The sequence below is a fragment of the Microbacterium festucae genome (assembly GCF_025421715.1).
Taxonomy (GTDB): domain Bacteria; phylum Actinomycetota; class Actinomycetes; order Actinomycetales; family Microbacteriaceae; genus Microbacterium; species Microbacterium festucae.
In genome coordinates this window covers 1-15,257 of sequence record NZ_JAOEFC010000002.1, presented here as the reverse complement: position 1 = coordinate 15,257, position 15,257 = coordinate 1, and the positions used below count along the sequence as shown (strand labels likewise).

General features: G+C 71.0%; 15 protein-coding genes. 6 read left to right on the top strand and 9 right to left on the bottom strand.

Features of this window, described 5'->3' with window-relative positions:
• The first annotated feature begins 136 nt into the window (after nucleotides 1-136).
• Nucleotides 137-1,972, top strand: coding sequence for an AMP-dependent synthetase/ligase (locus tag N3K63_RS06235; protein ID WP_261579237.1), 1,836 nt, complete (start codon nucleotides 137-139; stop codon nucleotides 1,970-1,972).
• 82 nt (nucleotides 1,973-2,054) lie between these two features.
• Here the strand turns inward: N3K63_RS06235 and def are convergent, their stop codons facing one another.
• Genes def through N3K63_RS06220 form a run of 3 tightly spaced genes read right to left on the bottom strand, consistent with a single transcriptional unit; the run spans nucleotide 2,055 to nucleotide 7,381 of the window.
• A complete protein-coding gene (gene def, locus N3K63_RS06230) occupies nucleotides 2,055-2,546 on the bottom strand; it encodes a peptide deformylase (protein ID WP_261579232.1) in 492 nt (163 codons plus the stop codon).
• Nucleotides 2,546-3,922: a MinD/ParA family ATP-binding protein gene (locus N3K63_RS06225; RefSeq protein ID WP_261579227.1), complete on the bottom strand. Its 1,377-nt coding sequence runs from the start codon at nucleotides 3,920-3,922 to the stop codon at nucleotides 2,546-2,548. The genes def and N3K63_RS06225 overlap by 1 nt, the downstream gene beginning before the upstream one ends.
• A 51-nt stretch (nucleotides 3,923-3,973) precedes the next feature.
• Nucleotides 3,974-7,381, bottom strand: a complete 3,408-nt coding sequence (locus tag N3K63_RS06220) for a pyruvate carboxylase (RefSeq protein ID WP_261579226.1) — start codon at nucleotides 7,379-7,381, stop codon at nucleotides 3,974-3,976.
• Nucleotides 7,382-7,473: 92 nt separating this feature from the next.
• Here N3K63_RS06220 and N3K63_RS06215 point away from each other — a divergent pair, with 92 nt between their 5' ends.
• Nucleotides 7,474-8,283 carry a ParA family protein gene (locus tag N3K63_RS06215; protein ID WP_261579223.1) on the top strand — a complete coding sequence of 270 codons (810 nt, stop codon included), beginning with the start codon at nucleotides 7,474-7,476 and terminating at the stop codon, nucleotides 8,281-8,283.
• Between the two features lie 98 nt (nucleotides 8,284-8,381).
• Here N3K63_RS06215 and N3K63_RS06210 read toward each other — a convergent pair whose 3' ends face one another.
• The 3 genes from N3K63_RS06210 to N3K63_RS06200 all read right to left on the bottom strand — a co-directional run bounded on the left by N3K63_RS06210 (nucleotide 8,382) and on the right by N3K63_RS06200 (nucleotide 10,190).
• Nucleotides 8,382-8,927, bottom strand: coding sequence for a MerR family transcriptional regulator (locus N3K63_RS06210; protein ID WP_261579221.1), 546 nt, complete (start codon nucleotides 8,925-8,927; stop codon nucleotides 8,382-8,384).
• A 94-nt stretch (nucleotides 8,928-9,021) separates the two neighbouring features.
• Entirely contained in the window at nucleotides 9,022-9,699 is a 678-nt protein-coding gene (gene ftsR, locus N3K63_RS06205; protein ID WP_261579220.1) for a transcriptional regulator FtsR, read from the bottom strand.
• Entirely contained in the window at nucleotides 9,696-10,190 is a 495-nt protein-coding gene (locus tag N3K63_RS06200) for an FHA domain-containing protein (protein ID WP_390895106.1), read from the bottom strand. Before N3K63_RS06200 ends, ftsR begins: the two co-directional genes overlap by 4 nt.
• 169 nt (nucleotides 10,191-10,359) lie before the next feature.
• Here N3K63_RS06200 and N3K63_RS06195 point away from each other — a divergent pair, with 169 nt between their 5' ends.
• The gene (locus N3K63_RS06195; RefSeq protein WP_261579219.1) at nucleotides 10,360-10,707 is read left to right on the top strand and encodes a hypothetical protein; all 348 of its coding nucleotides are present in this window, start codon (nucleotides 10,360-10,362) and stop codon (nucleotides 10,705-10,707) included.
• Nucleotides 10,708-10,756: 49 nt separating this feature from the next.
• Here the strand turns inward: N3K63_RS06195 and N3K63_RS06190 are convergent, their stop codons facing one another.
• Nucleotides 10,757-11,155, bottom strand: a complete 399-nt coding sequence (locus N3K63_RS06190; protein WP_261579218.1) for a hypothetical protein — start codon at nucleotides 11,153-11,155, stop codon at nucleotides 10,757-10,759.
• Nucleotides 11,156-11,268: 113 nt separating this feature from the next.
• On the opposite strand from N3K63_RS06190, the gene N3K63_RS06185 reads away from it, so the two are divergent.
• Both N3K63_RS06185 and lpdA read left to right on the top strand, forming a co-directional pair.
• Complete coding sequence (locus N3K63_RS06185; protein WP_261579217.1) at nucleotides 11,269-11,838, top strand: copper resistance CopC family protein; 570 nt, start codon at nucleotides 11,269-11,271, stop codon at nucleotides 11,836-11,838.
• Nucleotides 11,839-11,847: 9 nt separating this feature from the next.
• Entirely contained in the window at nucleotides 11,848-13,248 is a 1,401-nt protein-coding gene (gene lpdA, locus N3K63_RS06180) for a dihydrolipoyl dehydrogenase (protein WP_261579216.1), read from the top strand.
• 128 nt (nucleotides 13,249-13,376) lie between these two features.
• Here the strand turns inward: lpdA and N3K63_RS06175 are convergent, their stop codons facing one another.
• Together N3K63_RS06175 and N3K63_RS06170 are read right to left on the bottom strand one after the other, a co-directional pair.
• A complete protein-coding gene (locus N3K63_RS06175) occupies nucleotides 13,377-14,009 on the bottom strand; it encodes a CYTH domain-containing protein (RefSeq protein ID WP_261579215.1) in 633 nt (210 codons plus the stop codon).
• 7 nt (nucleotides 14,010-14,016) lie between these two features.
• Entirely contained in the window at nucleotides 14,017-14,253 is a 237-nt protein-coding gene (locus N3K63_RS06170; protein ID WP_261579214.1) for a response regulator, read from the bottom strand.
• An 83-nt stretch (nucleotides 14,254-14,336) separates the two neighbouring features.
• Between N3K63_RS06170 and N3K63_RS06165 the strand changes: the two genes are divergently transcribed.
• Nucleotides 14,337-15,068 (top strand): glutamine amidotransferase, encoded by a 732-nt coding sequence (locus tag N3K63_RS06165; protein ID WP_261579213.1) that lies wholly within the window; start codon nucleotides 14,337-14,339, stop codon nucleotides 15,066-15,068.
• Nucleotides 15,069-15,257: the final 189 nt, after the last annotated feature.

Here is a 15,257-nt window from a genome sequence, read left to right as displayed (position 1 = left end):
AGTGTGGAGGCATACGCACCGCAGGGGACGCGGGGCCGTGACTACTTGTCGACCACGTGTCGTAGGACTCGGTCTCACTCCCCTTTAGACTCGATTCCATACTCGCCACCGTCCGGTACCGAAGGAGTTGCCGCCCATGAGCGCTGTTCAGTTCGAAGTCCCTGCGATCGTCCCCGCCGATCCGCAGGCCAACATCGCCGATCTGCTGGTCGAGCGCGTCAAGGCGACGCCCTCGCTGGCCCTGTTCGCCGTGCCCGACGGCGACGGTTGGCGCGACATCACCGCCGCCGAGTTCGAGCGCGAGGTGATCGCCCTGGCCAAGGGCTTCGCCGCCGCGGGCGTCGAGCCGGGCGACAAGGTGGGCTTCATCGCGCGCACCACGTATCAGTGGACGCTCGTCGACTTCGCCCTCTTCTTCGCCGGCGCCGTGATGGTGCCGATCTACGAGACGAGCTCGGCGTCGCAGATCAGCTGGATCCTCTCCGACTCCGGCGCCGTGGCCGTCGTCGCCGAGTCCGCCGAGCACCGCGACCGCATCGCGGAGATCCGCGCCGACGTGCCGCTGGTGCGCGAGGTGTGGACCCTCGCCGACGGCGACCTCGATGCGCTCCTCACCCGCGGCGCCGATGTGACCGACGCCGAGATCGAGCGCCGTCGCGGCCTCGCCGTCGGCTCCGACATCGCCACGCTCATCTACACGTCGGGCTCCACCGGCCGCCCGAAGGGCTGCGTGCTCACCCACAGCAACTTCGTGGAGCTCTCGCGCAACTCGGCCAGCGCCCTCTCGGAGGTGCTGGAGGCCCCGGGCGGCGCATCGACCCTGCTGTTCATCACGACGGCGCACGTGTTCGCGCGGTTCATCTCGATCCTCAACATCCACGCGGGTGTGAAGACGGGCCACCAGCCCGACACCAAGCAGCTGCTGCCGGCGCTGGGCTCGTTCAAGCCCACGTTCCTCCTGGCCGTCCCCCGCGTGTTCGAGAAGGTCTACAACTCCGCCGAGCAGAAGGCCGAGGCCGGCGGCAAGGGCAAGATCTTCCGCGCCGCCGCGGCCACCGCCATCGCGCACTCGAAGCTCGTCGAAGAGGGCAAGAAGGTGCCGCTGGGCACCAAGATCAAGTTCGCGCTGTTCGACCGCCTGGTCTACAGCAAGCTGCGCACCGCGATGGGCGGCCGCGTGGCGTACGCCGTGTCGGGTTCGGCGCCGCTGGGCGCGCGCCTCGGGCACTTCTTCCACAGCCTCGGCGTGACGATCCTCGAAGGCTACGGCCTCACCGAGACCACCGCCCCGGCGACGGTGAACCTCGCCACCAAGTCGAAGATCGGCACGGTCGGCCCGGTGCTGCCCGGTGTGGGCGTGCGGCTGGCCGACGACGGCGAGATCGAGGTGCGGGGCATCAACGTGTTCCGCGAGTACTGGCGCAACGACGAGGCCACCGCCGCCGCGTTCGACGGCGACTGGTTCAAAACGGGCGACATCGGCTCGTTCGACCAGGAGGGCTTCCTCACGATCACCGGCCGCAAGAAGGAGATCCTCGTCACGGCCGGCGGCAAGAACGTCGCCCCCGCCGCGCTCGAAGACCCGATCCGCGCCAACCCGATCGTCGGCCAGGTGGTCGTCGTCGGCGACCAGAAGCCGTTCATCGCGGCGCTGGTCACCCTCGACAGCGAGATGCTGCCCACGTGGCTGGCCAACAACGAGCTGCCCGCCGACATGTCGCTGGCCGACGCCGCCACCAACGAGAAGGTGCGCGCCGAGGTGCAGCGCGCGATCGACATCGGCAACAAGGGCGTCTCCCGGGCCGAGTCGATCCGCAAGTTCACGATCCTCGACACCGAGTGGACCGAGGCGAGCGGCCACCTCACGCCCAAGATGAGCATCAAGCGCAACGTCATCATGAGCGATTACGCGGATGTCGTCGAAGAGCTCTACACGGTGCCGGTGACCACGACCAACGTGCCGCTGGGCTGAGGCCCAGATGTGAGAAGGGCCCGGACGGGAAACCGTCCGGGCCCTTCTCGCTGTCTTCGGGTGCGCCTGGCACCCACGATGCTCAGAACCAGCTCGACTCGCGCACCTCGCGCATCGCGACCTTGCGCGCGGCGGGCTCGAGGCGCTGCAGGTACAGCATCCCGTCGAGGTGGTCGGTCTCGTGCTGCAGCGCCTGCGCCAGCAGCCCCTCCCCCTCGAGCACGACCTCGTTGCCGTCGAGATCGGTGCCGACGACCTTCGCCCACGGGTAGCGGGGGGTGTCGTGCCAGAGCCCGGGCACCGACAGGCACCCCTCGCCGGTGAGCACCGGTTCGCCGGCGACCTCGACGAGCACGGGGTTGAGCACATAGCCGATGTCGCCGTCGATGTTGTAGCTGAAGGCGCGCAGGCCCACGCCGATCTGCGGGGCGGCGACACCGGCCCGCCCGGCGGGCTCGACCGTGTCGAGCAGATCGCGCACGAGCGAGCGGACGCCGTCGTCGACGACCTCGATCGGCGCCGAGGGCGCGCGCAGCACGGGGTCGCCGAAGAGGCGGATGGGACGGACGGCCATCAGGCGGCAGCCGCCAGGGCGCGCAGCCCCTCGACGACGACGGCGGCGAGCTCGCGCGCGGCGGCGCGGGTCTCGGGCTGGAGGTCGCGGAAGGTGATGGCGCTTCCCGCCGCGATCTGCGGGTCGTACGGCATCCGCACGACGGCGCGCACGCGGGAGCGGAAGTGGGCGTCGAGCTCGTCGGCGCGCACGAGCGGGGCGCCCGGCCGGGCCGTGTTGATCACGACGACCGCCTGGCGCACCATCTCGGCGTGGCCGTTGGTCTCGAGCCACGTGAGGGTCTCGGAGGCCAGGCGCGCCTCGTCGACGCTGAGGCCGGCGACGATGACGATCTGGTCGGCGAGGTCGAGCGTGGCCGTCATCACCGAGTGCACCACCCCGGTGCCGGTGTCGGTGAGCACGACCGAGTAGAAGTGCGCCGCGAGATCGGCGACGTGACGGTAGTCGTCGTCGCTGAACGCCTCGGAGACGTGCGGGTCGGTGTCGGAGGCGAGCACGTCGAGGCGCGTCTCGTCGCGGGCGACGATCTGCGACAGGTCATTGAAGCCGTGCACCTCGCCGTGCGTGCGCACGAGGTCGCGCACGGTGCGCCCGCTCGTGCGGCTGATGCGCTCGGCGAGCGTGCCGCGGTCGGGGTTCGCGTCGACGGCGATCACGCGGTCGTCGCGCGCGTCGGCGAGGGCCATGCCCAGCAGCGTCGTGACGGTGGTCTTGCCCACGCCGCCCTTGCGCGAGAGCACCGGCACGAACTTCGCCCCGCCCGTCAGCGGCGCGGCGATGCGGCGGTCGAGTTCTTTGCGGGCGCGGGCGCGCTTGCCGTCGCCGAGGTTGATGCGGCGGCCCGAGATCGTGTAGACGAAGTGGCGCCAGGCGCCCTCCGGCTCGGGACGCACGACGTGGGCCGGGTCGAGCAGCCGGTCGGCGGTGAGCAGGTCCGCGCTCTCGCGGTCGGGCTCGAAGTCGCCGATGCGCCGCGACTGCAGCGCGATCTCGGACGTGCGCGGACGCACCCGCTCGTGGTGCTCCTCCTCGACGCGCGGCGAGGCGGCGGCTGCGGCTGCGGCGCCGGCGGCGGGCGCGACTGCGGAGAGGATGCCGGTGGCCGGGGCCGGCTCGGGGGCCGTCACCTGCTGCAGCTCCTGCTCGGGCTCGAGCTCGGACTCGAGCTCGGGCAGCGCCTCGAAGGCGAGGTTGTCGTCGAGGACGACATCCGCGTCGTCGAAGTCGTCGTCGTCGCCCGTGTGGGGCAGGGTGATGTCGACCTGCGCGGTGGCGCCGTCGACGAAGCCGATGTCGGTCGCATCCACGGCTCCCGTGTCGGCCAGGACGCCGTTCTCGATATCGTCCGGCGTCTCGTCATTGCGGTCAGACGTCACTACAGGTTCACTCCCGTGCTCATGGACGGCGCCTGCCGTCCGCGCCCTAGGCTACTCGGCGGGTCGGACGACCAGCAAAAGGTCGCCCGCCTCGACGGCGGCGGTGGCGGTGATGGCCAGGCGGTCCACGACTCCGTCGACGGGCGCGGCGATGGCCGCCTCCATCTTCATCGCCTCGATGGAGGCGACCGGCTGACCGGCCTTCACGGAGTCGCCGACGGCGGCCTTGAGGGTGACCACGCCCGAGAACGGAGCGGCCACCTGCCCGGGCTTGGAGGTGTCGGCCTTCTCGGCGGGGCGCGCCTCGACGGTGATGCTGCGATCGCGCACGAACACCGGTCGCAGCTGCCCGTTGAGGGTCGTCATCACGGTGCGCATGCCCTTGTCGTCGGCCTCGCCGATCGCCTCGAGACCGAAGTAGAGCTGCACGCCCCGCTCGATCTGCACGACGTGCTCGGTGCCGGGATGCAGCCCGTAGAGGTAGTCCGACGTGTCGAGCACGCTGAGGTCGCCGTAGGTCTCGCGCATCTCCCGGAACACCCGGGTCGGGGCCGGGAAGAGCAGCTCGTTGAGGCGGTCGCGGCGCGTCGGCGAATCGGCATCCAGGTCGGCGGCCTCGTCGTCGGAGATCTCGACCATTCCCGGCCCGCGCTCGCGGCCGCTGAGCACCTTCGTGCGGAACGGCTCGGGCCAGCCGCCCGGCAGGTCGCCGAGCTCGCCCGCCATGAAGCCGATGACCGAGTCGGGCACGTCGTACTTCTCGGGGTGGGCCTCGAAGTCGGCGGGGTCGGCCTTGACGGCGGCCAGGTGCAGCGCGAGGTCGCCGACGACCTTCGACGACGGCGTCACCTTCGGCACGCGGCCGAGCATCGCGTCGGCGGCGGCGTACATGTCCTCGATGAGCTCGAAGTCGTCAGACAGACCGAGTGCGATCGCCTGCTGGCGCAGGTTCGACAGCTGCCCGCCGGGGATCTCGTGGCGGTACACGCGCCCGGTGGGGCCGGGAAGGCCCGACTCGAAGGGGCGGTAGAGGTGGCGCACCGCCTCCCAGTACGGCTCCAGATCGGAGACGGCGCGCAGGTCGAGCCCGGTGTCGCGTTCGGTGTGGGCGAGCGCGGCGACCAGCGCCGACAACGACGGCTGGCTCGTGGTGCCCGCCATCGGCGCGGCCGCCGCATCGACGGCATCCGCACCGGCGGCACTGGCGGCCAGCAGGGTCGCCAGCTGCCCGCCCGCGGTGTCGTGGGTGTGCACGTGCACCGGCAGGTCGAAGCGCTCACGCAGCGCCGACACCAGGGTCGACGCCGCGCCGGGGCGCAGCAGGCCCGCCATGTCCTTGACCGCGAGCACGTGCGCGCCGGCCTCGACGATCTGCTCGGCCAGACGCAGGTAGTAGTCGAGCGTGTAGAGGTCTTCGGCCGGGTCGAGCAGGTCGCCGGTGTAGCAGACGGCCACCTCGGCGACCGCGGTGCCGGTCTGCAGCACGGCCTCGATGGCGGGGCGCATCTGCGAGACGTCGTTGAGGGCGTCGAAGATGCGGAAGATGTCGACTCCGGATGCCGCGGCCTCGCGCACGAACGCGTCGGTGACGCGCGTGGGGTACGGCGTGTAGCCCACGGTGTTGCGCCCGCGCAGCAGCGCCTGGATCGCGACGTTGGGCAGCGCTGCGCGCAGGGCGTCCAGCCGCTCCCACGGGTCTTCGCCGAGGAAGCGCAGCGCCACGTCGTAGGTGGCACCGCCCCAGGCCTCCACCGATAGCAGCTGGGGCGTGAGGCGCGCCACGTGCGGGGCGACCCCGACGAGGTCGCGCGTGCGCACCCGGGTGGCCAGCAGCGACTGGTGCGCGTCGCGGAACGTCGTCTCGGTGACGGCGAGGGCGGTCTGCGCGCGCAGCGCCTGGGCGAAGCCGGCCGGGCCGAGCTCGCGGATGCGCTGGCGGCTGCCGGCGGGCGGGGTCGTGGTGAGGTCGAGGTGCGGCAGCTTGACGGCCGGGTCGATGCTCAGCGGGTTCTCGCCGTGCGGGCGGTTGACGGTGACGTCGGCGAGCCAGGCGACCATCTTCGAGCCGCGGTCGCGGGACTCGCGCCCCTTCAGCAGCTCGGGCCGCTCGTCGATGAACGCGGTCGACAGGTCGCCAGCCTCGAAGGCCGGGTCGTCGAGCACCGCCTGCAGGAAGGGGATGTTCGTCGAGACGCCGCGGATGCGGAACTCGGCAAGGGCGCGCTTGGACCGGCGCACCGCCGCCGCGAAGTCGCGCCCGCGGCAGGTGAGCTTGGCGAGCATCGAGTCGAAGTGCGGGCTCACCTGCGAGCCGGCGGCGGTCGTGCCGCCGTCCAGCCGGATGCCGGCACCGCCGGGCGAGCGGTAGGTGGTGATCTTGCCGGTGTCGGGGCGGAACCCCTGCGTCGGGTCCTCCGTCGTGATGCGGCACTGCAGCGCGGCACCGCGCAGGCGCACGTCCTCCTGGCGCAGGCCCAGCTCGTCGAGGGTCTCCCCCGCCGCGATGCGCATCTGCGACTGCACGAGGTCGACGTCGGTGACCTCTTCGGTGACGGTGTGCTCGACCTGGATGCGCGGGTTCATCTCGATGAAGACGACCTCGCCGGCGCGCGGCCCCGCCGTCTCGAGCAGGAACTCCACGGTGCCGGCGTTCTCGTAGCCGATGGAGGTGGCGAAGGCGACGGCGTAGCGGTGGAGATCCTGCCGCACGCTGTCGTCGAGGTTCGGCGCCGGAGCGATCTCGATGACCTTCTGGTGGCGGCGCTGCACCGAGCAGTCGCGCTCGAACAGGTGGATCGTGTGCCCGGTGCCGTCGGCGAGGATCTGCACCTCGACGTGCCGCGGGCGCTGCACCGCCTGCTCGAGGAAGACGCGGGCGTCGCCGAACGCGCTGCCCGCCTCGCGCATCGCCTCGGCGATGGCGGGGGCCAGCTGCTCCTTGTGCTCCACGCGACGCATGCCGCGGCCGCCGCCACCGGCGACCGCCTTGACGAAGATCGGGAAGCCGATGGCATCCGCCTGCGCGACCAGCCCGTCGACGTCGTCGGAGGCGGCCGTGGAGCGCAGCACGGGCACGCCGGCGGCGATGGCGTGCTCTTTGGCGGTGACCTTGTTGCCCGCCATCTCGAGCACGCGCGCCGGCGGTCCGATGAAGGCGATGCCGGCCGCGGCGGCCTTGGCTGCCAGATCGGGGTTCTCCGAGAGGAATCCGTAGCCGGGGTAGATGGCATCGGCCCCCGACTCCACGGCGACGCGCACGATCTCGTCGACGTCGAGGTAGGCGCGCACCGGGTGGCCCCGCTCGCCGATCTGGTAGGCCTCGTCGGCTTTCAGACGGTGCAGCGAGTAGCGATCCTCGTAGGGGAAGACGGCCACGGTGCGGGCCCCCAGCTCGAATGCGGCTCGGAAGGCTCGGATCGCGATTTCACCACGGTTCGCGACAAGGATCTTGCGGAACATGCTCACCTCTTCGGGTGCCGAGGCGACACGACGTCGGGCCGCCACCTGGGCTGAGTATCTTCACAGCCTAGGGGACGGTAACGTAGAGCCTCGTGCACGTTCTCTCCGTCTCTTCGCTCAAGGGCGGGGTCGGCAAGACGACCGTGACCCTCGGACTCGCGTCCGCCGCTTTCGCCCGGGGAGTTCGCACCCTCGTCGTCGATCTCGACCCGCAGTCCGACGTCTCCACCGGCATGGACATCCAGGTCGCCGGTCGGCTCAACGTCGCCGATGTGCTGGCCAACCCCAAGGAGAAGGTCGTCCGTCAGGCGATCACCTCCAGCGGGTGGGCCAAGGTGCACCCCGGCACGATCGACGTCATGATCGGCAGCCCCTCCGCCATCAACTTCGACGGTCCGCACCCGAGCGTGCGCGACGTGTGGAAGCTCGAAGAGGCGCTGGCGACCATCGAGGCCGACTACGACCTGGTGCTGATCGACTGCGCCCCGTCGCTGAACGCCCTCACGCGCACCGCGTGGGCGGCATCCGACCGCGTCATCGTCGTCACCGAGCCGGGGCTGTTCTCGGTCGCCGCCGCCGACCGGGCGCTGCGGGCGATCGAGGAGATCCGCCGCGGCCTCTCCCCCCGCCTCCAGCCGCTGGGCATCGTCGTCAACCGCGTGCGCCCGCAGTCGATCGAGCACCAGTTCCGCATCAAGGAGCTGCGCGACATGTTCGGCCCGCTCGTGCTCTCGCCGCAGCTGCCCGAGCGCACCTCGCTGCAGCAGGCGCAGGGTGCCGCCAAGCCGCTGCACATCTGGCCCGGCGACTCGGCGCAGGAGCTCGCCGCCGACTTCGACTCGCTGCTGGACCGCGTCATGCGCACCGGCCGCATCCCCGCCACCGGCGAACAGCGCGCCTGACCCGCGCCGCGCGCGGGGTCGCTTCACGGGACCACCGCTGCGTCGGCGCGCTCAGGGCGCGCGGAAGCGCCGCGCTCAGGGCGCGACGGCGGGGCGGATCAGGCGGAGCGCTTGGTGCGGCGGGCGGCGAGCTCGTCGACGGGGTCGGGCGCCTGCGGGTCGAACTCGACCAGCGTCGACTCCACCTCGCGCAGCACCTTGCCCACGGCGATGCCGAACACGCCCTGGCCACGGCTGACGAGGTCGATGACCTCGTCGTTCGACGTGCACAGGTACACCGAAGCACCATCGCTCATGAGCGTCGTGCCGGCCAGATCGCGGATGCCGGCGGCACGCAGCTGCTCGACGGCCACTCGGATCTGCTGGAGCGAGATGCCGGTGTCGAGCAGGCGCTTGACGAGCTTCAGCACGAGGATGTCGCGGAAGCCGTAGAGGCGCTGCGATCCGGAGCCGCTGGCTCCGCGCACGGTGGGCTCGACGAGCTCGGTGCGAGCCCAGTAGTCGAGCTGGCGGTAGGTGATGCCGGCGGCCCGGGCGGCCTGCGCCCCGCGGTACCCGACTTCGTCGTCCATCTGCGGGAGACCGTCGGTGAACAGCAGTTCGGTCGTGAACTGCGGCTCGCCATGCGCGTCGTGCGCGGTCATGTTGGCCTCCTGCGGATCGATGGTTCTTCCACGCTACGGGAGGCCATGCCCTCCGGCAACGACATCCGCTCGTGTCGTCGGCGTGTCGTGCGGGTCAGGGGCTCAGGCGGTCCAGAGCGGACTGCACGAATGCGGCGCGCAGTTCGTCGAGCCGGCGCACCAGCTCGGGGGCGAGTTCATGCGCGCGGGCCCGGCCGGCGGCATCCGGTCGGCGCAGCAGCGGCGCGAGCGCACTCTCGACCAGCGCCACATCGCGCTCGGCGGCCTGGCGGAGCGTGCGGAGATGCCGCGGCTGGATGCCGTGGGCATCGAGTGCGACGAGCGACCGCAGCAGCGTCAGCGCGCGCTCGTCGTAGCTGTCGGTGGCGGCGATCAGGCCCGCGGTGACGGCGTCGGTGAGGAGGGTCGCCGAGGCGCCCGATGCGCTCAGCACCTCGTCGCGGCGGTACCGGCGGGTGGCGGCGATGATCGAGGTCGGCACGACCGCGCCGTCGCTGGACTGGCCGTCGAGGTGCTCGCGGATGCGCGCCAGCGGGATGCCGTAGTCGCGCTGCATCGTGAGAGTGGTGCGCAGCCGCTCGAGGTCGGCGGGCGAGAACTTGCGGTAGCCCGACTCGGTGCGCACCGGGGTGACGATCCCCTGCACCTCGAGGTAGCGCAGCTTGCTGGCGCTGAGCTCCGGGAACTCGGGCGTGAGCCGGGCGAGCACCTGACCGATGCTCAGATGCCCCGCGGCCGGACCACGTCCGCGCGGGGAGACCGCCGGGGTCACGCGGCGGGCGCCTGGTCGCGGTCGAGCGGGGAGACGAAGAAGTTGAGTCGGAACTTGCCGATGCGCAGTTCCGAGCCGTCGACGAGGGCGGCGCGATCGACCCGGTCGCCGTTCACGTAGGTGCCGTTGAGCGACCGCTGGTCGACGAGCTCGAACGTCGGACCGGTGCGCGTGATCTCGGCGTGACGGCGCGAGACGGTGACGTCGTCGAAGAAGATGTCGGCCTCGGGGTGACGGCCGATCGTGGTCACGTCGGTGTCGAGCAGGTACCGCGCGCCGGCGGTCGGGCCCGAGCGCACCAGCAGGATCGCCGAGCGGGTCGGCAGGGCGCTGATCGCCTCGCGCTCCGCGTCGGTCAGGTCGCTGCCGAAGGGCACGAACGAGAGGTCGGAGTCGTGTCCGAAGGTCTGGGTCGTGTCAGACCCGGTGTGGCGCGTCGGGTCTTCGGCATCTCGCCGGATCTCGCCGCCGGATCGGGTGTTGTCACTCACGGTTCCTCCTCCTCATCCACACTATCCGATCGCGCAGTGTCCGGTCATGCCGATGCGCGCTCCGACGGGACGGTCGGTCATTGTTTCCGCGTGTGTCGTCGGGTACGACAGCGGCGGGGGGCTGCGCCTAGCCTGGCCGACAACCGATCCCGTTGACAAGGAGCTCATCGTGCCCACGCCGCATCGTCACCTCACGCCCGCCCCGGTGCGTCAGGATGCGATCTGCATGTGCGCGCGCGGCGGCGCCTGCTCCTCGTTCGCTCCGGGTCACGCGGTGCACCTGATCCAGGCGCGCCTGGTGTCGGCCACGCCGACCGAATGGGTCGACGCGATCGTCGGCGCGGTGCGCGACGACCGCACGATCGTGCTGCACACCGTCGAGCACGGCGAGCGGATCGAACTGTGGAACGGCGCGGGTGCGGCCGAGCACCTGCGTGCCGGCACGCCGGTGGCCTTCCACCCGCGCTATCACGTGCTCGCCGACGGCAGCGCGCGCTACAACGCCCTCGTCCTCTGAGCTTCTGCGCCGCACCGCTCGGTGCGCGGCGCGTCGGGGACCAGGTCTGTCAGGCCGTCATCATGGCGGACTTCATCGCCATGCACGCGTCCATGCACGCGCGGCAGGCGTCGGCGCACATCTTGCAGACCGGGCTCATGTCGGCGTGCTCCATGCACATGTCCATGCAGGTCTGACACATCGCGATGCAGGCGTCGAGCATCGCCATCATCGACGCCGGCGTCATCCCCTGCATCCGCATCATGGCGCGCATCATGGTGTTGCACATGTCGGCGCAGTTCATGCAGGCCGGCGCGCAGTCCATCATCTGGGTGGAGCACACCGTGCAGGCCTGCTCGCAGGCGGCACAGGCATCCATGCACGCCTGCATCATCGCCATGCCCATCGCCGGCATGCCGTCCATCGACATCATGTCCTCGGTCATCGCGTTCATCATCATCGCGTCCATCGGGGCTCTCCTCGCATCGTCGTCTCCCGTGGGAGTGACGGGCAGGGAGCCCGCCTGCCGCCCATGGTAGGGCGACGGATGCCACCGCGACAGGCGCCGATAGGCTCGAAAGCGTGCTGTCACGCAATCTTCACAAACCACGCCGTCGCGCTCGCGCCGGAGGGCTCGCCGCCCTCGGGGCGCTCGTGGTCGCCCTGCTCACCGCGATCGCCGCGCCCGCGTATGCGCACGACGAGCTCATCGGCACCGACCCCGCCGCCGGCACCACGCTCGACGCGCTGCCGGCGCAGCTCACGCTGACGTTCAGCGCGGTCGTCCTCGCTGATGCGGGAGCCACCGAGATCGACGTTCTCGACGCGTCGTGCGCACCGCTGACCGCCGGCGACCCGACCTTCGACGGCACCCGCGTGCATCAGGAGCTCACCGGCGCGGCCACCGGCCCGGTGACGGTCGTCTGGCGCGTGGTCTCCAGCGACGGTCACCCCATCTCGGGCACGTGGGAGTTCGCCGTCGGCGAGGCGGGCGCCGGCCAGACCCCGTGCGCCGTCGCGGCGGGCGAGGGGACGGACGCCGAGGGCTCGGCGTTCGATCCGACGCTGCTGATCGTCGTCGGCGCGGTGGTCGTGGTGGGCGTGGTCGTCGTGGTTCTGTTGACACGGAGACGCCCCTCCGCCGAGGACTAGGCTGGAACCATGCCTCATTTCAACGTCGTCGTCCTCGGCGCCGGCCCCGGCGGCTACGTCGCGGCCGTGCGCAGCGCCCAGCTGGGCCTGTCCACCGCGATCATCGAAGAGAAGTACTGGGGCGGTGTCTGCCTCAACGTCGGCTGCATCCCCTCCAAGGCCCTCCTGAAGAACGCCGAGCTCGCGCACACGCTGAAGCACAAGGCCGAGTTCTTCGGCATCTCGGGTGAGTTCACCTTCGACTACGGCACCGCGTTCGACCGCAGCCGTGAGGTGGCCGGCGGCCGCGTCAAGGGCATCCACTACCTGATGAAGAAGAACAAGGTCACCGAGTTCGAAGGCCGCGGTTCGTTCGTCGACGCGAAGTCGATCACGGTCACCAAGGCCGACGGGTCCACCGAGACCATCACGTTCGACAACGTCATCATCTCCACCGGATCGACCGTGCGTCTGCTGCCGGGCGTCACCCTCAGCGAGAACGTCGTCACGTACGAGGAGCAGATCCTCACCCGTGAGCTCCCCGAGTCGATCGTCATCGTCGGCGCCGGCGCCATCGGCATGGAGTTCGCCTACGTGCTGAGCAACTACGGCGTGAAGGTCACGATCATCGAGTTCCTCGACCGTGCCCTCCCCAACGAGGACGCCGACGTCTCGAAGGAGATCACCAAGCAGTACAAGAAGGACGGCGTGGAGATCCTCGCCTCGACGAAGGTCGAGACGGTCGTCGACTCCGGCGATAAGGTCACCGTCACCTACACCGACAACAAGACCGGTGCGCAGGGCCAGATCGAGGCCGACAAGGTGCTCATGTCGATCGGCTTCGCGCCGCGCGTGGAGGGCTTCGGCCTCGAGAACACCGGCGTCTCCCTCACCGACCGCGGCGCCATCGCGATCGACGACTTCATGCGCACCAACGTCGAGGGCATCTACGCCATCGGCGATGTGACCGCCAAGCTGCAGCTGGCCCACGTGGCCGAGGCGCAGGGCGTGGTCGCGGCCGAGACGATCGGCGGCGCCGAGACCATGCCGCTGGGCGACTACCGCATGATGCCGCGCGCGACGTTCTGCTCGCCGCAGGTGGCCTCGTTCGGCTACACCGAGGCGCAGTACAAGGAGACCGGCCGCGAGTACAAGGTCGCGACCTTCCCCTTCATGGCCAACGGCAAGGCGCACGGCCTCGGCGAGCCGGTCGGCTTCGTCAAGCTCATCGCGGATGCCGAGCACCTCGAGCTCGTCGGCGGACACCTCATCGGCCCCGACGTGTCGGAGCTGCTGCCCGAGCTCACCCTCGCGCAGAAGTGGGACCTGACCGCCCTCGAGCTCGCGCGCAACGTGCACACCCACCCGACGCTGTCGGAGGCGCTGCAGGAAGCGTTCCACGGGCTCGCCGGCCACATGATCAACCTGTGAGTTGAGAACGGTCCCAACACCTATTTACGCGAATAGGTTCTCGGAGTAATCTGAGCCTTCGCGACTGACGCCGCCCCATCGAAGCCGGGGGCGGCGTCAGTGCGTTGAGCGGGGTTCCCGGTGGCCCGTCAGGCGCCGAGCGCCCGGCCGAGCTTGGAACCGGATGCCGAGGGCGCGCCCCCGGCGGCGACCACCAGGGCGTCGGCGGCGGCGAACAGCGCCGCGCGCGCCGCGGGGTCGGCCGGCGCGGCGGGGCCGAGCTCGAGCTCCCATTCGCGCCAGCGCGTCTCGACGCCACGGCGCAGATCGGTCGCGTGCACGTGGTCGTCGACGAACTCGGCGAGCACTCCGCCGTCGGCGCCCCGCAGCGCATAGGCGACGCGATCGTTGCGGATGCGGGCGATCACCGCGAACGGTGCGTCCGTCACCGCGGCGAGCTCGGCGACGATCGCGTCGGGCACCGGCGGATCGGCATCCGGGTCGGTCAGCGCCTCCCCCAGCGGCCAGTGCGTCTCGAGCTTGCCCTCGGGGGTCGACCGCTTGACGTGCCACCCCTCATCGGGGCCGCCGGTGCGGCGCCGCAGCGCCGTGAGCGCGCCGGCCAGCCGCGAATCGACGGTGTCGAAGTAGCGGGCGTCGAGCGCGCGCGGCTCGGCGGCGCCGACCGTGGCCACGCCGGGCAGGCGCGCCCAGTCGGGCACCGGGGTGTCTTCGCCGACGTCGTACTTGCGCTCGACCTCGAGGGAGACGGCTGCGCTCACGACGGCCTCACTCGGCCTGGTCGTCGCGGCGATCGGGATCGGGATCGATGTCGTCCTGCGCCTCGACGAAGTCGAACACGACCTCGGTCGGGCCGTCGTCGTCACCGGTGTTCTCGGGCGCTCCGCCGCGGGCGTAGACCACCTGGGTCTCGCTGTAAGGCATGATCAGCCGGTCGGATGCGGTGTCGTCGAGCGGGATGAGCTGTCCGTCGAGCGGACCGCCGTTCAGTCGGGCAATGGCCATGGTTCGACCTCCTTTCCCGCCAGCCTACGCCGGGGGCACCGGCCTGCTCCGACCCCTTGCGCGAGGCCGTAGGCTCGACCAGGATGAAGCCCTTCCTGCTGCTGGCCACCCGCGCCGAAGACGTTCCCGCCGACGAGGAGTACGCGCTGTTCCGACAGGCGACGGGCCTCGCGGAACACGAATTGGTGCGGGTGCGCATGGAAGCCGGCCCGCTCGGCGAGGTCGATCTGGACGATTGGTCGGGGATCTTCGTCGGCGGCGGCCCGTTCAACGCCTCCGACCCGCCGGAGCGCAAGTCGCCGGTGCAGCACCGCGTCGAAGCGGAGTTCGCCGCGCTGCTGGACGAGGTCGTCGCGCGGGACTTCCCGTTTCTCGGCGCCTGCTACGGGGTCGGCACCCTCGGCGCCCACCAGGGCGCGGTGATCGACGGCGCCCACCGCGAGCCCATCAGCGTGATCGAGGTCGCTCGCACCGCCGCCGGCGCCGACGACCCGCTGCTGGCCGACCTGCCCGACGCCTTCACCGCGTTCGTCGGGCACAAGGAGGCCATCACGGTGCTGCCCGCCTCGGCCACGCTGCTCCTGCGCGGCCAGGCGTGCCCGGTGCAGATGTTCCGGGTCGGACGCAACGTCTATGCGACCCAGTTCCACCCCGAGCTCGACGTCGACGGCATCACCACCCGCATCCTCGCCTACGCCGACCACGGCTATTTCGCCGCGCACGAGCTCGAGCTGACGCTGGATGCCGTCCGCCGCGCCCCGGTGACCCACACCGACCGCATCCTCCGCGCCTTCACCACCCGCTACGCCCGCTGACCGCCCTCCGACCCCTCCGGTCGTTGAGCGAGCGCAGCGAGCCGAAACGAGGCCCCAACCCCGGTCGTTGAGCGAGCGCAGCGAGACGAAGCGACACCCACCCCCGGTCGTTGAGCGAGCGCAGCGAGTCGAAACGAGGCCCCACGGTGCGCGTTTCGACTCGTCGCTGCGCTCCTCGCTCAACGACCG